This window comes from Kitasatospora sp. NPDC059673 (assembly GCF_042734215.1).
GTDB lineage: Bacteria > Actinomycetota > Actinomycetes > Streptomycetales > Streptomycetaceae > Kitasatospora.
In genome coordinates this window covers 1-14,339 of the sequence record NZ_JBHWEN010000009.1, presented here as the reverse complement: position 1 = coordinate 14,339, position 14,339 = coordinate 1, and the positions used below count along the sequence as shown (strand labels likewise).

The following is a 14,339-nucleotide window of genomic DNA, read 5'->3' as shown; positions in this document are numbered from 1 at the left end:
GAGCGGTCAGGAAGGCGGGCGGCATGCACGCGCATCCGCAGCAACGGAAGAACCCACTGAGGCGGAGCAGTGACCGCGTGCAGTGGTGGGTGGCGCGAGTTCTGCTGGTGCTGGCGATCGGCGCGATCCCGGTGGCGCTCGCCGTCGGCCTGCTGGTCCACCAGGACCAGGCCCGGGCGGCCAGGGCCGCGGCCGCCACCCGGCACCCGGTGACGGCACGCCTGGTCGCCGACGTCCCGGCCGCGATCGGCGTCACCACCACCCGGGCCGCCGTCACCTGGAACACCGACGGCACCGACCACCGGGCGAGCGCCGTGGTGTCCTCCGGCCAGCCGGCCGGCACCCCGGTCCGGATCTGGCTGAACGACCGCGACGAGGTCGTCCCGCAACCGGCCGGCGCCGGCGAGGCCGTCGCGGTGGCGCTGACCGCCGCACTGCTCGCCGTCACCGCCCTGCCGCTGCTCTGCACCCTGGTGTGGAAGGGAACGCTGCGCGTCCTGGACCGCCGCCGCTACGCCGACTGGGACACCGCGTGGCAGCAGATCGAGCCGCAGTGGACCCGGCGCCAGCCGAGCTGACCGCGCCTGCGGCCGGCCTGGGCGGGCGCCGGGACGGGCGCGTGGCGACCTGCGGTTGCGGCGTCCTCGGGGTGGTCAGAACCAGATGCCGCACTCCGATCGTCCCGTCCGCGCGGGCCAGGCAGGTGCGGAAGGCGACGTCCTTGATGGGGTAGTTGGAGCGGTAGTAGGGCGAGATGACCTGGCTGCCGTTCACGCTGCAGTCGAGGGCGGGAGTGCGGTACTGCCAGTCCGGGTTCCAGGCGGAACCGGTCTTGACGTGGTAGCGGATCTGGGTGGCGGAGCAGAATCCGTCACCCTCGAGGACGTCCTCGGCGCCGGCGTGGACCTCGACGGTGGTGCCGCTCCAGTCGACCCGGCCCCAGCCTTCGATCCGGTTCTGGTAGTACAGGTAGCCGGTGGCCCGGCTGTTGGTCAGGCCGGACCAGCCGGAGATCTTGGTCCAGTCGTCGGAGGCATGGGCCGGCATGGCGGTTCCCAGGGTCAGCAGGGCGGTGCCTGCCAGGATCGCGGCGATCTTCTTCACGTTCCTTCTCCTTCTGCCGAGCTCTGTCGGGCGCTGTCTGGCTCTGTCGGATTGCTGCCGGGGTGGGCCCATCCTCGCTTCGGCGTCGCGTCGCGTCGTCAACCCTGTGCGGTAGCGGCGGGTAAACCTGGGATGTACACGTCCTTCCGTGCGGGTGCGGCCGGTGCGGAGCGCCCGGCACCGGCGGATGCTGGGAAGCGGACCCCCGGGAGGCCGCCATGGAGAACCAGCCCGCCCCGACGCCCCGGCCGGGCCTGCTCACGTTCCTGGGCGGGGTCGGCACCGTCACCGGCAGCAAGTTCCTGGTCGAGACGGACCACGCCCGCGTCATGATCGACTGCGGGCTGTTCCAGGGCCTGGCCGAGCTGCGCCGGCGCAACCGCCGCCCGCTGCCGCTGGACCCGGCCGACGTGCACTGCGTGGTGCTCACCCACGCCCACCTGGACCACTGCGGCTACCTGCCCCGGCTGGTCGCGGACGGCTTTCGCGGGCCGGTCTTCACCACCCCGTACACGGCGCGGATCGCCGAGCTGATCCTGCGCGACAGCGCGCATCTGCTCCAGGAGGACGCCGACCACGCCAACCGGAACGGCTGGTCCAAGCACCGGCCCGCGCTGCCGCTGTACACCGAGCAGGACGTGGAGCGCACCCTCCAGCAGTTCGACCCCGTCCCGCACCACGCCGAGATCGGGATCACCGACCGAACCACCCTGCGCCTGCACCCCGCCGGGCACATCCTCGGGTCGTCCTGGGTGCACCTCGTGCTGGAGGACGGCCACACCCTCGCCGTCAGCGGCGACCTCGGGCGGCCCGTCCACCCGCTGCTGAACCCGCCCGACCCCTTCACGGGGGCCGACGTGCTGCTGATGGAGTCCACCTACGGCAGCCGGCGGCACGAGGAGGCCGCGGCCCGCGAATGGTTCGCGAACGCCATCGACCGGACGCTGGCCCGTGGCGGCAGCGTCGTCATCCCGTCCTTCGCCGTGGACCGCACCGAGGTGGTGCTGCACGAGCTCGCCGAACTCCGCCGCGCCGGGCGGCTGCCGAGCGGCGTCCCGGTGTACGTGGACAGCCCGATGGCGCTCGCCGCGCTGCGGATCTACCGGGACGCGTTCGCCGAGCGGGCCCCGGAACTGCGTGCGGAGGTGCTGGCCCGGGGCGAGGCGGCGATCAGTCCGGAGCCGTTCCGGCCGGTCCGCTCGCTGCCCGAATCGCTGGAGCTGGAGCACTCCGCGCTGCCCGCGATCCTGGTGTCCGCCTCCGGCATGGCCACCGGCGGACGCGTCGTGCACCACCTGCACCGGCTGCTGCCCGACCCCCGCAACACCGTGATCGTGGTCGGGTACGCAGCCGCCGGTACCCGCGCGCGGGATCTGGTCGACGGTGCGCGGGTGCTGAAGATGTACGGCGGCTACGTGCCGGTCCGGGCGGAGGTCGTCAACGTTCCGGCGTTCTCGGCGCACGCGGACGCCGCCGAGATCGTCGAGTGGCTGCGCCCGGCTCCCGCGCCGTCCGCGACGTACCTGGTGCACGGCGAGCCGGAGAGCTCGCAGGTGCTGCGCGACCGGATCGACCGTGAGCTCGGCTGGACGGCCGTGGTGCCGCGGTCGGGGGAGCGGGTGCTGGTCCGCTGAGGAGAGTCACCGGCCCGTGCCGGCTCGCCCACCTCCTGCTGGTGAGGAGCACCTTCGGCGCGGCCTGGCATTGTCCGAAGGACATTACTTCCGACGGCCATTAATTCCTATCGCAGGATAGGAATTTCGATAAAATCTTGGTTTGTGCGCGATTCGACTTCGGGTACTCTCTGTCCGAACCGGAATGGAATTCCGGGTCGATTCGACGAGCCCGCGCGCGTGGCGGCGGGCGAAAGTGGGTGAGCGCATGAACAGTTCGGCAGCTGACCTGATGAACACGGGCGGCCCGGCGAACGCTGGCGCGATCCTGTGGTCGGTCTTCGCCCCGGAGGCCCGGGAGAATCCGTACGCCCCGCTCGCGGAGCTGCGCAAAATCGCCCCGGTGCTGCACCACGAGGAATTGGACACCCGATTTCTCACCGGGTTCGCCGAATGCCAGGCCGCCCTGGCCGGCCCGGCCTTCGCGGTGCCGGACCGGGCCTGGATGGAGCAGGAACGGCCCGAGTGGCGCGCCCACTCCGCCGCCGACATGTTCTACGCCTCGCTGCTCGGCACCAACGGCGCCGCCCACGAGCGCCTGCGCGGCCCCCTGGTGCGGGCCTTCGGGCCACGGCGGACGGCCGCACTGTCGGCGGCGATCGAGAAGACCGTCGACGAACTGCTCGACCACTTCGCCGACGCCACCTCCGACGGCGGCACGGCCGACTTCCAGGAACTGGTCGGCTACCCCCTGCCGGTCGCGGTGGTCGGCGAACTGATCGGGGTGCCCCCGGCCGACCAGGAGCGCTTCCACCGGCTCGGACGCGACGCCGCGCGCCTGCTGGAGCCGGTGCGCTCGCCCGAGGACTGGCGGCTCGCGGACGAAGCGGTGACGGCGCTGCGCGAGTACTTCACCGAGCTGCTGCGCGAGCGGCGGGCCCGGCCCGCGGAGGACCTCACCTCGGGGCTGCTCGCCCAGGCCTGCGAAGCCCACGGCCGGCTCGCCGAACGGGAGCTGGTGGACGTCCTGGTGCTGGTCTTCGTCGCCGGGTTCGAGACCACCGCCGGGCTGCTCGGACTCTCGGTGCACGCCCTGCTCACCCACCCCGAGCAGGCGGCCCTGCTGCGCGCCGACGCGGCCCTGCTGCCCGGCGCGGTCGAGGAGTCCCTGCGCTGGGACGGGCCGGTCCTGATGACCGAACGGCTCGCCACCCGGCCCATCGAGGTCGGCGGCCTGCCCGTCCCCGCCGGAGGCAGCGTCACCGCCGTGCTCGGCGCCGCCAACCGGGATCCCCGGCGCTACCCCGAGCCCGACGCGTTCCTGGTCCGCCGCCCCGAGCGGCACGTGCTGAGCTTCGGCGCCGGGCCGCACTACTGCTTCGGCGCGGCGCTGGCCCGCCTCGAAGGGGCGGCGCTGCTGGGCCGGCTGCTCGCCCGCTTCCCCCGGCTCGCCCTCGCCGGGCCACCGGTGCGGCGCGCGTCCGCCTGCCTGCGCTCCTTCGACGCGCTGCCACTGGCCGCCACCGGCTGACCGCCACCGCCGCACGCGTCGTCGTACCCACCTCCCGAAGGACGTGCCAGTGAACTTCCTGCACCGCGAACGCGCCGAACTCGAAGCGCTCATGCCCGGGCTGGACCAGGCACTCGCCCGCCACCCGCTCGCCGCACTGGAGCAGGCACCGAGCCCGGCCATCGAGGAGTTCAAGAACGCCGGCGGCCCCGGCCTGCTGGTGCCCGGCGCCCACTGCGGAGCCGGCGCCAGCGCCCTGCAGGCCGTCCGGGTGCAGCGCGCCGTCGGCGCCCGCTGCCCCTCGCTCGCGGTCGCCACCACCATGCACCACTTCTCCATCGCCGGCCTGGTCGAGGCCGCCAAGTACGGCAACGGCCTGGAAGGGCTGCTGCTGGAGACGATCGCCAAGGAACGGATGCTGGTGGCGTCCGGATTCGCCGAGGGCCGGCCCGGACAGAACATCCTCACCCCGCACATCACCGCCGAACGCCGCGGCGACCGGATCGTGCTCAACGGCAGCAAGATGCCCTGCAGCCTCTCCCGCTCGATGGACCTGCTGACCGCCTCCGTCGCCCTCACCGGCGAGGACGGCGTCCAGCGGCTGGCCGTCGCCCTGATCCCCGCCGCCACCCCCGGCGTCACCGTCCGCCCGTTCTGGGGCACCCCCATCCTGGCCGGCGCCGAGAGCGACGAAGTCCGGCTCACCGACGTCGAGCTGGACCCGGGCATGGTGGTGGCCACCGACGTCACCGCCGACGCCGTGCCCGACACGCTCAACATCGCCGGCTTCCTCTGGTTCGAAGTCCTGCTGACCGCCGGCTACCTCGGCATGGCCAGCGCCCTGGTCGAACGCGTCCTGCACCGCCAGGGCGGCGGCGAGGACGACCCCACGCCCTACCTCGTCCCCGTCGAGGCCGCCATGCTCGCCGTGGAGGCCGTCGCCCGCGCCATGGCCGAGGAGGACTGGAACGAGACCCTGCTCGTCCAGGCGCTGACCGCCCGCTACGCCGCGCAGGACGCCATCGCCCGCACCAGCAGGGCCTGCCTCGCCGCCCTCGGCGGCATGGCGTTCATCGGCTCGCCCGACGGCTCCTACCTCGCCTCCGCCGCCGTCGGCCTGACCTTCCACCCACCGGCCCGCCAACGGATGGCCCGCCCACTGCGGGAGTTCCTCGACGGCCGCGCCCTGCGGATCGGCTGAGCCGGTGCGGCCGACCGACGGCGACTGGCAGATCGAAGTGCTGCGCAGCGTCGAAGAACTGCCACCCGGCACCTGGGAGCGGCTCGCCCCGCCCGATGACCCCATGTGGTCCCGGGGCGTGTTCACCGCACTCGAACGCAGCCGCGTCGGACCCACCGGCTACCGCTACCTGACACTCCGTCAGGCCGGAGAGCCGGTCGCCGTCCTGCCGCTGTGCCTGTTCCGCGAGCTGATGCTCGACCGCATCCTCGGCCCCCACGAACGCCGCCTGCTCACCCCGCTGCGCCGCCTCGCGCCCCGCCTGCTGCGCGTGCCGATGCTGTTCTGCGGCCACCTGCTCGGCCAGGGCCACCTGCTGACGGCCCGCCCGCTCGACGCCCACGCCGGGCGGCTGCTGGTGCAAGCGGTGCTCGGCCTCGCGCGCCGCGAGCGCCTGGGCACCGTCGTCTTCAAGGACTTCGCCGCCCCCGACCTCGCCCCGCTGCGCGCACCGCTCACCGCCGCCGGCTTCTTCCTCGCCCCCGGCCTGCCCGACACCGAACTCGCCCTGACCGCCGCCACCTTCGAGGAGTACCTGACCGGGCTCCCCGCCAAGCCGCGGCGCAACGCCCGGGCCAAGATCCGCCGCTTCCAGGCCCACCCCGGCCTCAGGATCGAGATCCTCGCCGAATACCGGCACCTGCTGCCCCAACTGCTCGCCCTCTACCGGCAGGTGATGGACCGCGCCGACCAGACCCTCGACGTCCTCGACCACGCCTTCCTGGCCGCCCTCACCGGCCAGGACGACCCGCGCAGCCGCCTGGTGGTCTGCTTCGAGGGCGAACAGGCCGTCGGCTTCCTGCTCTGCCTGTTCACCGGAGACGGCGCCACCGGCGCCCGGATCGGCCTCGACTACCGCCTCGCCCACGACGCCGCGATCTACCACAACCTGCACTACGCCGCCGTCCGCCTGGCCATCGGCAACGGCTGCCGGCACATCCGCTTCGCCCAGACCGCCTACGAACCCAAGGTCGAGATGGGCTGCGCGCTCATCGAGCAGTGGCACGCCATGACCCACCTCCGCGCCCTGCCCCGCGCCGTACTCCGCCGCCTCCTCCCACCCGCCCTGGCCACCGCCCGCGCCCAGGCACTCGGGCCGCACCGCACCGAACCGACCCGCACCGAAAAGAGGCCGTCCCATGCCGCGCGTTGACGTGCAACTGCCCATCGCCGTGGCCCCCGAGGACGCCTGGCCGACCGTGGTCGACGTCCTCGGCTACCCCGCCTGCATGGACAGCGTCGACTCCGTCGAGATCCTCGAACAACCCGACGAGAGCCACCGCACCACCGCCTGGTCCGTCCGCCTCAAAGGCTCCGTCCTGCGCTGGACCGAGACCGAACGGATCGACCACACCGCGCGCCGCTTCGACTTCGAACAACTCAGCGGCGACCTCGGCGCGTTCACCGGACACTGGGCCGTGACAGCCGCACCCGGCGGCGGCAGCACCGTCGCCCTGCACGTCGACTTCGACATCGGCATCCCACTGCTCGCCGACATGCTCAACCCCGTCGCGGCGGACGCACTGCGCGAGAGCGCCACACAGATGCTCGCCGCCCTCGAACAGCGGCTGCTCCAAGGAGCAGGCCAATGAACACCCAGACCGCCACCCCCACCGACGTCTTCGACCGGCTGCGCCGCCACTTCTCCCCGAAACTCGCCCTGTCCGGCGGCTTCGCCGGCCGCGGCGCCGTCGAAGTGGCCGCCGAAGGCTGCCGGGTGACCCTCTCCGACGGCCGCACCGCACTCGACTTCGGCTCCTACGCCGTCACCCTGCTCGGCCACCGCCACCCCGCCGTCACCGCCGCCGTCCGCGCCCAGCTCGACGCCATGCCCACCGCCACCCGCAGCCTCGCCAACCCCGTCGCCGCCGAAGCCGCCGCCCACCTCAGCGGCTACCTCGGCGACACACTCCCCAAGGTCTACTTCGGCCTGAACGGCGCCGACGTCGTCGAAGTCGCCGTCAAACTCGCCCGCCTCGCCACCGGCCGCACCCGGATCCTCGCCGTGCACGGCGGCTTCCACGGCAAATCACTCGGCGCCCTCGCCCTCACCCACAGCCCGCTCTACCGCACCGGCCTGCTCGGCTGCGCCGTCGACGTCGCCCACCTCGACGCCGCCGACCCGCACGCCCTCGCCCGCGAAGTGGCCGGCGGCGACGTGGCCGCCCTCGTCCTCGAACCCGTCCAGGGCGAGAACGGCGCACTGCCCCTGCCCACCGACGTCCTGCGCCAGTGGTGCGAGGACGCCGCCCGGCACGGCACCCTCGTCATCGCCGACGAGATCCAGTGCGGCCTGCGCCGCTGCGGCGAACGCTCCGTCGCCCTCGCCGACGGTCTGCCCGTCGACGCCGTCCTGCTGGGCAAACCCCTCGGCGGCGGCGTCGTCCCGCTCTCCGCCCTGCTGTGCACCGAACGGATGTACGCGCCCCTCGCCACCGACCCCTTCCTGCACTCCGCCACCTTCGGCGGCCACCCACTGAGCTGCGCCGCCGTCCCCGCCGCCCTCACCGCCATCGAGGAACTCGCCGACCACGGACACCGGCTGGCCGCCCAACTGGACGACGTGCTCGGCGAACTCCACCACCGGCACCCCGAGGTGGTGCGGGCCGTGCGCGGCCGCGGCCTGCTGCGCGGCATCGACTGCGCCTCCCCGCACGCCGCCGGCACCACCCTGGTCGAACTCGCCGGCACCGGACTGCTGGTCTCCCCCTGCCTGAGCCGCCCCACCACCGTCCGGCTGCTCCCCCCACTGATCAGCACCGCCGCCGAGATCGCCGAAGCGGCCACCCTCCTCGACGCCGCGCTCACCGCGACCGGACGAACCCTGCGCAGCACACCCGCCGGCTGACCACGGCCGGCACCGAGGCCGCACGCCGCGGCGGAAGGAGCGAAGGCACTTGCCCACCCGCGAAGAACTGGCCGTCACCGTCAGAACGGTCATCTCCGACGTCCTCGGCACCGACCCGGCCGAACTGGAGGACCGCACCAGCCTGCTGGAGGACTACGGAATCGACAGCCTGGAACTCATGGAGATCGGCGCCCGGCTGGAACGCGCCCTCCAGCTGCGCATCGACCCCGGCGACCTGATCTCCGCCCGGGACGTCGGCCACGCCATCGACCTGCTGCGCACCCGGCTGGACACCGCCGTATGAACGGCCGCCACCCCTCGGGCGGACACCGGGTCGCCGTCACCGGAATCGGCGTCAAATCCCCGGCGGGCAACGGCATCGAGGAGGTGTACGCCGCGGTGCTGGCCGGCCGGTCCGCCGCCACCCGGGTCGATCACCTGATCGAATCCGGCCTGCCCGTCCACATCGCCTGCCTGACACCGCCGTTCGACGTCACCGCCTACCTCAGCCCCCGCGAGGCACGCCAGATCGACCGCCCCGCCCAACTGCTGCTCTGCGCGGCCGCCGACGCGCTGGCCGACGCCCAGCTGCCCGCCGGCCAGCCACCCGAGCGCGTCGGCGTCCAGATCGGCACCGGCATCGGCGGACTGACCAGCATGGAGAACGCCACCACCGGCTTCGCCCACCGGCCCCGCGACCTGCCCGTGCACACCGTCCCCAGGACCATGAACAACTCGCCCGCCTGCCGGATCGCGCTGCGCCACGGCTTCCAGGGCGTCTGCACCACCTACTCCAGCGCCTGCGCCAGCGGCAGCACCGCGCTCGCCGAGGCCGCCCGCCGGATCCGGCACGGCGAACTGGACGTGGCCGTGGCCGGCGGCGTGGACGCGGCGGTGAGCACCGTGGTGATGGGCTCGTTCGCCCGGATGCGGGCCCTGTCCACCCGCAACGAGGACCCGGCGGCGGCCAGCCGCCCGTTCGACGCCGACCGCGACGGCTTCGTGATGGGGGAGGGCGCGGCCGTCCTGGTGCTCGAACGCTGGGCGGCGGCCCGCGCCCGCGGCGCCCGCATCCACGGCGAGATCGCCGGCTGGGCCGAGACCTGCGACGCCTTCCACATCGCCGCCCCGCACGAATCCGGCGAAGTGGCCGGCCGGTGCATGCGGCAGGCCGTCGCCGACGCCGGACTGTCCGTCGCCGACATCGGCCACATCAGCGCCCACGGGACGTCCACGGTGCCCGGCGACCGCGCCGAGGCCCGGGCCGTCGACCGCTGCTTCGACGGCCAGTCACCGCCGGTCACCGCCGTCAAGGGCGTCACCGGCCACCTGATCGGCGCCGCCGGCGCGCTGGAGGCCGCACTCGCCCTGCTCTGCGCGGCCCGCGGCACCGTCCCGCCGGTCGCCAACCTGCGCAGCAGCCCCGAAGCCCACTGGGTGGACCTGGTGAGCGGCGCGCCACGCGCCGTCGCGCCCGCCCCCGTGCTGTCCAACTCCTTCGGGTTCGGCGGCCAGAACGCCTGCCTGGTGCTCGCGCCCCCGCGCTGACCCCTCCACCAGCTCTACCAGCGGAGCCAAACATGCGAGTCCTTCTCACCGGGGCCACCGGAGTGGTCGGCACCGAATTCGCGCACCAGCTACGGGCCGCCGCCGCGGCGCACGGCCGGCCCCTCACCCTCGTCCCCGTGGCCCGGCGGGACGAGACGGTGGTGCGCTGGCGCATCGGCGCCGAGCCGCCGCCCGCCGAACTGGCCGGGCACTGGGACGTCATCGTGCACGCCGCGGCCAGCACCCGCTGGACACTGACCCGCGACGAGGCCGTCGCCGCCAACCTGGAGCCGCTGCGCGCCGTCCTCGCCCTCGCCGACCGCGACACCCACCTCGTCCAGGTGTCCACCGCGTACGTCGGCGGCGTCCGCAACCCCGAGGACCTGCGCGGCACCGAGTTCGAGGGCTACCGCAACGGCTACGAGTGGTCCAAGGCCACCTGCGAGGCGATCGCCCGCCAGGCCCACCCCGGCCCGCTCACCCTGATCCGCCCGCCCCTGGTGGTGGGCCGCCGGGGCACCGGCGAGATCGCCCGCTTCTGCGGCCCCTACTCCCTCCTCCAGGCGCTGGTCTCCGGCACCGCCGCCGTGGTGGTCGGCGACCCGGCCGGCCACGCCGAGATCAGCCCCGTCGACGAGGTCGCGGCGGCGATGGTCGCCGCCGTCCTCGCCGCACCGCCCGAGCAGCCCCGCACCGAGGTGATCGCCGCCGGCCCCGACAGCCTCGACCTCGACGAACTCCTCGACGTCATCTGCGTCACCCTCAACCGCTTCCGCGCCGCGCACGGCGTCGCCCCGATCGCACGCCCCCCGCTGGTGTCCGTCGACAGCTGGAACCGCTTCTTCCTGCCGCTCGCCGACCAGTGGCTCTCGCCGATCCAGAGCCAGGCCGTGAAACTGCTCGCGATGTTCCAGAGCTACACCAGCATGCGCCGCCCCTTCGACCCCACCTGGAAGATCACCGACCCCGCCGCCGCCATGGCCGCCTCCGTCCACCACTGGGCCGAACGCCGCCCCCGCCTCGCCCTGGCCCGCCCCGAACCCTGGACGCTGCTGACCCCCTGACGCCGCCCCGGCAGTCCGGGCAACTATTCTAGCGCTAGGATACTTTCCATGGACTCAGGCCTGACCGCCGCCGAGCTGACGCTGCTCGGGCTGCTGGTGGAGAAACCCCGTCACGGATACGAGCTGGAAGGAGTGATCGCCGAACGCGGGATGCGGGAGTGGACCGAGGTCGGATTCAGCTCGATCTACTACCTGCTGACGAAGCTCCGGGAACGCGGACTGATCGAACAGGTCGAGGGATCGGCCGCCGCCGACGACAAGCGGCGCAAGGTGTTCGGCGCGACCGCCGAGGGGCGGCGGTCCTGCGCGGCGGCGGCCGAGGCGGCGATCGCCGAACTCCACCCGCTCTACCCGCGCGTCCTGGTCGGCCTGGCCAACCAGCCTGCCGTCGGCCACGAACAGCTCCTCGACGCCCTGGAGCGACGGTCCCGGGCGCTCGCCGAACGGATCGAACAGGTGGCCCGCGCCGAGGCCGCCGGGCCGCCCGCGCCCGGGTTCGTGCACGCGATCTTCGACTACAGCCTCGGTCAACTACGCGCCGAACAGGCCTGGTTGGACCGCTACCGGGCATCGCTGGGCGGTGCGCACCCGCAAGGAGGGGAACCGAGCATGGCACCGTACGACATCAAGAAGGACCTGAAGGAGTTCTACGCCCCCAGGAACACCACCTGGGCCGTCGTGGACGTCCCCGAACAGCAGTTCCTCGCGGTTGACGGCAGCGGCAACCCCAACACCGCGCCCGCCCACGCCGCCGCGGTCGAGGCGCTCTACGCCGTCGCCTACACCCTGAAGTTCGCCGCCAAGCAGGCCCCCGGGGGACGGGACTTCGTGGTCGGCCCGCTGGAAGGACTGTGGTGGGCCGACGAGTTCGAGGCCTTCACCAGCCGGGACAAGGACAGCTGGAACTGGACCATGATGATCAGCCTGCCCGGGTGGATCACCGAGCAGATGATCGACGAGGCCCGGCAGACCGCACTCGCCAAGAAGAAACGTCCCGCCATCGCCCAGGTCCGCCGGCTCACCCTGCACGAGGGCCCCAGCGCCCAACTGCTCCACATCGGCTCCTACGACGACGAAGCACCCGCCCTGCACCAGCTGCACCACGAGTACCTCCCCGCCAACGGCCTGCGGCCCGGCGCCAAGCACCACGAGATCTACCTCGGCGACCCCCGCCGAAGCGCCCCCGAGAAGCTCCGGACCGTGGTGCGCCAGCCGGTCGAGCCCGCCTGACCGGTACGCGTGTTCAGCGCCCCGCGATCCGGTCGGCGGGCCGGCGGACCCACTCGCCGACCCCGATGGCGGGGCGCCCGGTGACCTGCCGGACGCCGTCCGCCACCGCCACCTTGGCGCCCGGCGCCCGGCGCCCGGCGCCCGCAGCACCTCGGCCCGCTCGTCCTCGCGCCGCAGCAGCGCACCGACCGCAAGGCCGCGCCCGCGCAGCTCCGCCACCGCGGACCGCCCGACGGTGCCCACCCGGCCGGCGGCGCCGGTCACCAGAATCGGTCGCACACCCGACCCCCTTCGCCGGCCCGGCGCGCCGTCAGACCGTCGAGGCGTCAATGACGAACCGGTAGCGGACGTCACTGGCCAGCACCCGGTCGTACGCCTCGTTGACCTGGTCAGCGCGGATCGTCTCGATCTCGGCCGCCACGCCGTGTTCGGCGACGTCGCGTTCGCCGACCGGCCGGCGCTCGACGGTGGTGCGCGCCAGCGGGGCACGGGCGGCGGGGGCGGGGTAGGCGGCGACGGTGGTCATTTCCGGCGGATCCCTTCTGCACGGCGTCCGGTACACCAGTACGACACCCCGCCCGCAGCCCGCCCGCAACGCGGACACCCGGCTGCGCACGCTCCCCGACCCGCACCACGACCTCGGCCTCCCGCTCACCCGCGTCCTGCACGCCGGCGGGGACGGAGACCGAAGCGAATTGCGGCCCGGCGACGAAGGACTGGCCGTCCGCATGATTCCCCTAAAAAGCCGAGGTGCTCTCCCTCCGGGTTCCGCCCCACCTGCCGATGCTCACCGACTCGGACGGCCCGCGCGAGGTGATCCCCGGTGCGTGAACTCCGGCCGTTCCTGCTCCCGGTGTTCGCCGCGAGGTCCTGGCAGGGCAGTGACGCATGTCATCGGGTCAGGGCTTGACGGCTGCTGCGGCCAGTAGGTGATCATGGGGATGGTCGAACGACAGGAGTCCGGGAGTGGAAACCTCACTGGCAGTGGCCGCAGTGCAGCCCGGTTGGGTGGGAGCAGACGTCCTGGCCAACGCGGAACTGCACGCGCAGGCGATCGTGCGGGCCGACGCCCGGCTGGTTGTCTTCCCCGAACTCTCCCTCACGGGATACGACCTCGACGCACCGTCGCTCTCCCCGGACGACAGCCGCCTCCGGCCGATCGCGGAAGCCTGTCGCGAGGCCGACGCCATGGCCCTGGTCGGTGCCCCGGTGCGTGACGTGGACGGCCGCGAGTACATCGCCACGCTGGCAGTGACCGGCGACAGCGTGACCTTGGCCTACCGGAAGATGTGGCTCCACGGAGCCGAGTTCGACCGCTTCACCCCCGGCGAGAAGCCGACGGTGCTCACGATCGACGGCTGGAGGCTGGGACTGGCCATCTGCTACGACGCGGCGGTGCCCCAGCACGCGGCGGACACGGCAGCGCTCGGAATCGACGCGTACGTCGCCAGCACCCTCTACGGCCCCGGCCCGGACTCCCAGGCCCGCCGCGACTCCCACATGCGTGAACGTGCCACCGCCCACGGCGTCTGGGTCGTCCTCGCCACGGCGGCAGGCCTCAGCGGTTCATTCGGTCGAACGTCCGGCGGCTCGGGCGTCTGGACCCCGACCGGAGAGATCGCCGCACAGGCCGGCCCCGACCCGGACCAAGCCGTGGCGTTCACGCTGCCCACCCCGGCCTGAACATCCCTGCCGCCGGGCGCGGTGGGTTGTTCCGTTCGTGCCCGGATCCCGCTACAGGTCCCGGAACTCTTCCGTTTCGTCGAAGGACGGGTGAGGGCAGCGCGGCCACGCCGACGGACCGGGCCACGTGCGGCCGGGACCAGCGGGGGCATGCGCGAACCGGCGGCCTAGCAGCAATACCGGTGATTTAGGTTGATTTTTGGCGAGTCGGGGTGGTCTTGGTCGGTCCGACCAGGACGACGCCGGGCCGGCCCGGTCGTGGCGGGTCGAAGTGCATCAGGCGTTTGAGTGCCCAGTTGGACATCTTGCGTTTGATGACGCGGGGGTTGGTGCGCAATCTCCGTGCGGGCAGCAGCCGTTCACCGATCTCGCGCAGGCTCCGGGTGAGTGCCCGGGCGAGTCGTGAGGGGGGAAAGTGCCGCCTGTCCGGTGACATGGCGGCGGGCGATGCGCAGGGTGCGGACGAAGGAGAGCCGGTCGGGATCGCAGCCGGTGCGGT

The 14,339-nt window shown here is 73.2% G+C and carries 12 protein-coding genes and 2 pseudogenes; 11 read left to right on the top strand and 3 right to left on the bottom strand.

Going from position 1 to position 14,339, the window contains the following annotated elements:
• Nucleotides 1-444: 444 nt before the first annotated feature.
• Nucleotides 445-1,104: a hypothetical protein gene (locus tag ACFV18_RS12995; protein ID WP_380482379.1), complete on the bottom strand. Its 660-nt coding sequence runs from the start codon at nt 1,102-1,104 to the stop codon at nt 445-447.
• Nucleotides 1,105-1,322: 218 nt separating this feature from the next.
• On the opposite strand from ACFV18_RS12995, the gene ACFV18_RS12990 reads away from it, so the two are divergent.
• The 10 genes from ACFV18_RS12990 (at nt 1,323) to ACFV18_RS12945 (ending at nt 12,157) form a co-directional block, all read left to right on the top strand.
• On the top strand, nt 1,323-2,738 hold the full coding sequence (locus ACFV18_RS12990; RefSeq protein WP_380482377.1) for an MBL fold metallo-hydrolase RNA specificity domain-containing protein: 1,416 nt from the start codon (nt 1,323-1,325) through the stop codon (nt 2,736-2,738).
• A 247-nt stretch (nt 2,739-2,985) separates the two neighbouring features.
• Nucleotides 2,986-4,248 carry a cytochrome P450 gene (locus ACFV18_RS12985; RefSeq protein WP_380482375.1) on the top strand — a complete coding sequence of 421 codons (1,263 nt, stop codon included), beginning with the start codon at nt 2,986-2,988 and terminating at the stop codon, nt 4,246-4,248.
• Between the two features lie 49 nt (nt 4,249-4,297).
• The gene (locus ACFV18_RS12980; protein WP_380482373.1) at nt 4,298-5,428 is read left to right on the top strand and encodes an acyl-CoA dehydrogenase; all 1,131 of its coding nucleotides are present in this window, start codon (nt 4,298-4,300) and stop codon (nt 5,426-5,428) included.
• 4 nt (nt 5,429-5,432) lie between these two features.
• Nucleotides 5,433-6,620 (top strand): GNAT family N-acetyltransferase, encoded by a 1,188-nt coding sequence (locus tag ACFV18_RS12975; RefSeq protein ID WP_380482372.1) that lies wholly within the window; start codon nt 5,433-5,435, stop codon nt 6,618-6,620.
• Complete coding sequence (locus ACFV18_RS12970; RefSeq protein WP_380482370.1) at nt 6,607-7,059, top strand: type II toxin-antitoxin system RatA family toxin; 453 nt, start codon at nt 6,607-6,609, stop codon at nt 7,057-7,059. Before ACFV18_RS12975 ends, ACFV18_RS12970 begins: the two co-directional genes overlap by 14 nt.
• Nucleotides 7,056-8,315 (top strand): aspartate aminotransferase family protein, encoded by a 1,260-nt coding sequence (locus ACFV18_RS12965; protein ID WP_380482368.1) that lies wholly within the window; start codon nt 7,056-7,058, stop codon nt 8,313-8,315. Before ACFV18_RS12970 ends, ACFV18_RS12965 begins: the two co-directional genes overlap by 4 nt.
• Nucleotides 8,316-8,364: 49 nt before the next feature.
• On the top strand, nt 8,365-8,619 hold the full coding sequence (locus tag ACFV18_RS12960) for an acyl carrier protein (protein ID WP_380482366.1): 255 nt from the start codon (nt 8,365-8,367) through the stop codon (nt 8,617-8,619).
• Nucleotides 8,616-9,863: a beta-ketoacyl-[acyl-carrier-protein] synthase family protein gene (locus ACFV18_RS12955; protein WP_380482364.1), complete on the top strand. Its 1,248-nt coding sequence runs from the start codon at nt 8,616-8,618 to the stop codon at nt 9,861-9,863. The genes ACFV18_RS12960 and ACFV18_RS12955 overlap by 4 nt, the downstream gene beginning before the upstream one ends.
• 32 nt (nt 9,864-9,895) lie before the next feature.
• Complete coding sequence (locus ACFV18_RS12950; protein WP_380482362.1) at nt 9,896-10,927, top strand: SDR family oxidoreductase; 1,032 nt, start codon at nt 9,896-9,898, stop codon at nt 10,925-10,927.
• A gap of 48 nt (nt 10,928-10,975) precedes the next feature.
• Nucleotides 10,976-12,157, top strand: a complete 1,182-nt coding sequence (locus tag ACFV18_RS12945; protein WP_380482360.1) for a GyrI-like domain-containing protein — start codon at nt 10,976-10,978, stop codon at nt 12,155-12,157.
• A gap of 310 nt (nt 12,158-12,467) precedes the next feature.
• Here the strand turns inward: ACFV18_RS12945 and ACFV18_RS12940 are convergent.
• Nucleotides 12,468-12,590: pseudogene (locus ACFV18_RS12940) on the bottom strand (alcohol dehydrogenase); the annotation flags it as partial.
• Nucleotides 12,591-13,123: 533 nt separating this feature from the next.
• Between ACFV18_RS12940 and ACFV18_RS12935 the strand changes: the two are divergent.
• Nucleotides 13,124-13,840 carry a carbon-nitrogen hydrolase family protein gene (locus ACFV18_RS12935; protein ID WP_380482358.1) on the top strand — a complete coding sequence of 239 codons (717 nt, stop codon included), beginning with the start codon at nt 13,124-13,126 and terminating at the stop codon, nt 13,838-13,840.
• Between the two features lie 359 nt (nt 13,841-14,199).
• On the opposite strand, the pseudogene ACFV18_RS12930 reads toward ACFV18_RS12935, so the two are convergent.
• A pseudogene (locus ACFV18_RS12930) lies at nt 14,200-14,339 on the bottom strand (IS4 family transposase); the annotation flags it as partial.